The 4238-nt window shown below is 73.5% G+C and carries 5 protein-coding genes; 2 read left to right on the top strand and 3 right to left on the bottom strand.

The annotated features are described in order from the left end of the window. Positions 1 to 58: 58 nt before the first annotated feature. The 3 genes from ACO1BR_RS15920 to ACO1BR_RS15910 all read right to left on the bottom strand — a co-directional run bounded on the left by ACO1BR_RS15920 (position 59) and on the right by ACO1BR_RS15910 (position 1418). Positions 59 to 286 carry a DUF3107 domain-containing protein gene (locus ACO1BR_RS15920; RefSeq protein WP_159508173.1) on the bottom strand — a complete coding sequence of 76 codons (228 nt, stop codon included), beginning with the start codon at positions 284 to 286 and terminating at the stop codon, positions 59 to 61. A 117-nt stretch (positions 287 to 403) separates the two neighbouring features. Continuing rightward, positions 404 to 1045, bottom strand: a complete 642-nt coding sequence (locus ACO1BR_RS15915; RefSeq protein WP_159508172.1) for a TetR/AcrR family transcriptional regulator — start codon at positions 1043 to 1045, stop codon at positions 404 to 406. Positions 1046 to 1193: 148 nt separating this feature from the next. Further along, a complete protein-coding gene (locus ACO1BR_RS15910; protein ID WP_426795711.1) occupies positions 1194 to 1418 on the bottom strand; it encodes a hypothetical protein in 225 nt (74 codons plus the stop codon). A gap of 151 nt (positions 1419 to 1569) precedes the next feature. Between ACO1BR_RS15910 and ACO1BR_RS15905 the strand changes: the two genes are divergently transcribed. Further along, the gene (locus tag ACO1BR_RS15905; RefSeq protein WP_426795710.1) at positions 1570 to 2649 is read left to right on the top strand and encodes an alpha/beta fold hydrolase; all 1080 of its coding nucleotides are present in this window, start codon (positions 1570 to 1572) and stop codon (positions 2647 to 2649) included. Positions 2650 to 2780: 131 nt separating this feature from the next. Further along, positions 2781 to 4118 (top strand): DUF3152 domain-containing protein, encoded by a 1338-nt coding sequence (locus tag ACO1BR_RS15900; protein ID WP_426795709.1) that lies wholly within the window; start codon positions 2781 to 2783, stop codon positions 4116 to 4118. Positions 4119 to 4238 lie beyond the last annotated feature (120 nt).

Raw genomic sequence — 4238 nt, 5'->3', positions numbered from 1 at the left:
AGGTCTCCGGGCCGCCGCCCTCTTGTCCGCTACGGGCCCGTTACGGCGCCCCTGCTGCTCAGGGAGCGCCGAACCCGACCTTGCGGGTGGTCGGCTCGCCGATCTCGACGTATGCCAACCGGGCCGCCGCGACCAGAACCTTGCGACCGTGGTCGTCCACCAGGCTCAGCAGCTCCGACTTGCCGCTCAGCGCGTCGCTCACCGCGCGCTCGACCTCTTCGGCAGACTGCCCGCAATCCAGAACGATCTCGCGGGGCGCGTGCTGCACGCCGATCTTGACCTCCACGGCTTATGTCCCTCCGACGGTCAGTGGGGTGCGCGGCCATCCGCGCTGTACGCAGCACACATTAGCCCGGCACGGGGACGGACAGGACGTCACCGAGCACGCCAGCAGCGAACACGGTCAGTGTGTGTCGCTGCCGTGCAGGGGGAATCCGGCGATGCCCTTCCAGGCGAGCGAGGTCAGCAGCTGCACCGCGGTCTCGCGCGGAACCTCGCTCTCCGAGGACAGCCAGTAGCGGGCCACCACCTGGGAGACCCCGCCCAGCCCCACGGCCAGCAGCATCGACTCGTCCTGCGACAGCCCGGTGTCCTCCGCGATCACCGCGCTGATCGCCTCGGCGCACTCCAGGGACACCTTGTCCACCCGCTCGCGGACGGCCGGCTCGTTCGTCAGGTCCGACTCGAAGACCAGCCGGAAGGCGCCGCCCGGGTCCTCCACGTAGGCGAAGTAGGCGTCCATCGTGGCGGCCACGCGCTGCTTGTTGTCGGTCGTCGACTCCAGGGCCTTGCGCACCGAGTGCAGCAGCGCCTCGCAGTGCTGGTCCAGCAGCGCCAGGTAGAGCTCCAGCTTGCCGGGGAAGTGCTGGTAGAGCACCGGCTTGCTGACCCCGGCCCGCTCGGCGATGTCGTCCATCGCGGCGGCGTGGTAGCCCTGCGCGACGAAGACCTCCTGGGCGGCGCCCAGAAGCTGGTTCCGCCGCGCGCGGCGTGGCAGGCGTGTGCCCCGCGGGCGTGCCGCCTCGGTCTGCTCGATGGCGCTCACGCTGCCTCCCAGGAGTCGTTCCGTTCGCGGCCCGTACAAGATGGTGCGCCGCGCCCGTCATCGTACTTTTGGGTAACGGGGCTGTGTGCGGTCCGCGACGAGAAATTCTGGCCGGCCCCCCTTCCGGAAGCCGACATAACCTCCCAGGTCATCGGTATTCGTCTTCGTTGAGCTCGACGACGCGGGCCTGTTCGGCGCGGTCCGCCTCGTTCGCGGAGTACTCCATGCCGCCGAGGGGCTCGTCGCGGTGCGGTGCGAGGTCGGTGTGCTGCTCGGCGGCGTCGGCTTCCGGTGCCTCCACGTCGATTTCCGTCAAGGTCACGGTGCTGGAATCGTCCTCGAAGGTGTCCGGGTCTGTCGGGTCGACGCGCATGGTGGTTCCCTTTCCGGTGCTTTCCGGGGCGGCGGCCCGCGGTGGGTGGCTGCCCTTGATACGAGCCTAGGAGAGCGGTTGCGGGCGCGCGATGCGGTGTGTGACCGCGAACACACAATCGTGGGCGTGATCGTCTCGTAACATCGAGTCCATGTCTTCGACCGAGTCACCGGACACCGCGACAGCAGCCGCCCTCCCGGTGCCGCCGGCCGGACCCGGCGCCCGCGGTGCCGCGGGCGAGACGGTGCGGTGGGTGACGCTGCCGGGCCTGACGCTGAACGTACGGACTCCGGCCGGGCCGCCGGAGGCGGATGCCGCCGAGCGGGCGAAGGCCGCCGCCCGGGACCGCGAGCCCGCGCTCTACGTCCACGGCCTGGGTGGCTCGTCGCTGAACTGGTCCGCCCTGATGCCGCTGCTCGCCGACCGGGTGGCCGGCGAGGCGGTCGATCTTCCCGGCTTCGGCGACTCGCCGCCGCCGGACGACGGCAACTACTCGATCCCCGCCCAGGCCCGCACGGTCATCCGCTACCTCGACGCGGCCGGCCGCGGCCCCGTGCACCTCGTCGGCAACTCCCTGGGCGGCGCCGTCGTGACCCGGGTCGCGGCGGCGCGCCCCGATCTGGTCCGCACCCTGACGCTGATCTCGCCCGCGCTGCCGGAGATCCCGCCGCAGCTGACCGCGCTGCCGACCGCGATGCTCGGGATCCCCGGCGTCGCCGGGCTGTTCCGCCGGCTCACCCGCGAGTGGACGCCCGAGCAGCGCACCCGCGGGGTCCTGACGCTCTGCTACGGCGATCCCGCCCGGATCACCCCCGAGGGGTTCAACGCCGCGGTCGACGAGTACGTACGGCGGCTCGAACTCCCGTATTTCTGGGAGGTGATGGAGCGTACCGCCCGCGGACTGGTGAACGCCTACACGCTCGGCGGGCAGCACGGACTGTGGCGTCAGGCCGAACGGGTCCTGGCGCCCACCCTTCTCGTCTACGGTGGACGCGACCGCCTCGTCTCCTACCGGATGGCGCGGCGGGCAGCCGCGGCGTTCCGCGGTTCGCGGCTGGTGACGCTGCCGGAGGCGGGACACGTGGCGATGATGGAGTATCCGGAGACGGTGGCGCGGTCCTTCCGCGAACTGCTCGACTCCGGTACGACGGTGACCGATGCGACCCCCGGTGCGGGCACCGGCTCCGCCGGAGCGGCCCCCGCCGGGCCGCCCGTCGCGGACAGGAGCTGACAGGCCCAGTGGGACGCCATAGCCGCCGCGACCGGCAGGACAGCGCAGCCGACCGATCCGATGTGCCGCCCGGAGCGGTGGGTCCGCCCCCGACTCCGGGGCGGCGCCGGCGGGGCACGGCCGGACCGCCGGTGGACGGTGACGAGGTCCGCGGCGGGCATCCCGAGCAGCGTGAACCGGGCGGCGGCTGGGGCGCGTTCCCCGGTTCGGCCGGACCGGGCGCCCGCGCCGTGGGGACGCCCAGGATTCCCGGGCCGCGGGCCGCCGAGCCGGAGACGTCGATGTTCGGTACGCCGCTCGCGGCGCCGGGCAGCGGGCCGGGGCCGCGGCCCGAGTATCTGGCGGCGTTCGCCGGGGGCGGTGCCCCTCGATTCCCGGACGGCGCGGACGGTGGGGACGACGCCGCCGACGACGTGTTCCGGGCCGGGGCGCCCGGGGTGCGGCCGTACGGCACGGACGGCGGCGGCGCGGGCGACGGCCTGCCGCCCGGCGGGCGCTTCACCGGACGGTCGGTGGTCTTCGACCGGGAGCGGATCGCGGAGCTGGACCGGCAGGAGGAACTCGCCGCGGAGGGCGCCGAGACGGGCGGGTCGGACGGGCCCGACGGACCGGACGACACGGACGACCGGGACGACACCGCCGGGAGCCGCTCGGGCGGCGCCGGGAAGGGCGCCAAGGGGCGGACGTTCACCGGCGCGGCGGCCGCGGCGGTGACCACCGTGCTCGCCGTGGTCATCGCCGGCCAGGTCGCCGACCAGCACCCGCAGGGTGACGACGGGCGGTCCCACAGCGGGGACGACCGCGCCGACGGCGGCACGGAGGCGTCCCGGTCGCAGAGCCGGACCGGTCAGAACGCCAAACCCGCCGGATACGCCGCCCAGATGGCCCGGGTCTTCCCGCTGGACCCGCAGCTGACCGCCAGCGGCCACTTCACGCCGGTCGGCGGCGACGCCGGCGCGCCCGGCCGCGGCAAGGTGCTGCGCTACCGCGTGGACATCGAGGACGGACTCCCGCTGGACGGCGCGCTGTTCGCCGAGGCGGTGCACAAGACGCTGAACGACGACCGGAGTTGGGCGCACGGCGGGCAGCGGACCTTCCAGCGGGTGGCGTCCGGAGACGCGGACTTCGTGATCTCGCTGGCGAGCCCGGGGACCACCGCGAAGTGGTGCGCCAAGTCCGGTCTGGACACCAGCGAGGACAACGTCTCCTGCGATTCGGCGGCCACCGACCGGGTCATGATCAATGCCTACCGCTGGGCGCAGGGCGCCAAGACCTACGGCCCCGACAAGATGCTGGCCTACCGCCAGATGCTGATCAACCACGAGGTCGGGCACCGGCTCGGGCACAACCACGAGGTCTGCCCCCGGCAGGGCGCGCTGGCGCCGGTGATGATGCAGCAGACGAAGTTCCTGACGACGGACGGGGTGACCTGCCGGCCCAACTCCTGGCCGTATCCGACCGGCCGGTGAGCCGGCGGGCGGTGGAGCGGCGGCATACGGCGCCGCGCACCGCTCGTGAGGACGCCGGGGGCACCGCTCGACAGGCCGTGGCAGATCCCGGGCCCGTGCGCGGGGCGGCCCTATAGGGCA

It is taken from the genome of Streptomyces sp. YGL11-2, assembly GCF_050054615.1.
GTDB lineage: Bacteria > Actinomycetota > Actinomycetes > Streptomycetales > Streptomycetaceae > Streptomyces.
Note: the sequence above shows the minus strand (reverse complement) of the source record. Positions and strands in the feature narration are given on the sequence as shown.

Bases quoted from the DNA above. Each gene is read 5' to 3' on its own strand.
- ACO1BR_RS15905 (WP_426795710.1), top strand. From the start codon at position 1,570: ATGTCTTCGACCGAGTCACCGGACACCGCGACAGCAGCCGCCCTCCCG.
- ACO1BR_RS15910 (WP_426795711.1), bottom strand. From the start codon at position 1,418: ATGCGCGTCGACCCGACAGACCCGGACACCTTCGAGGACGATTCCAGC.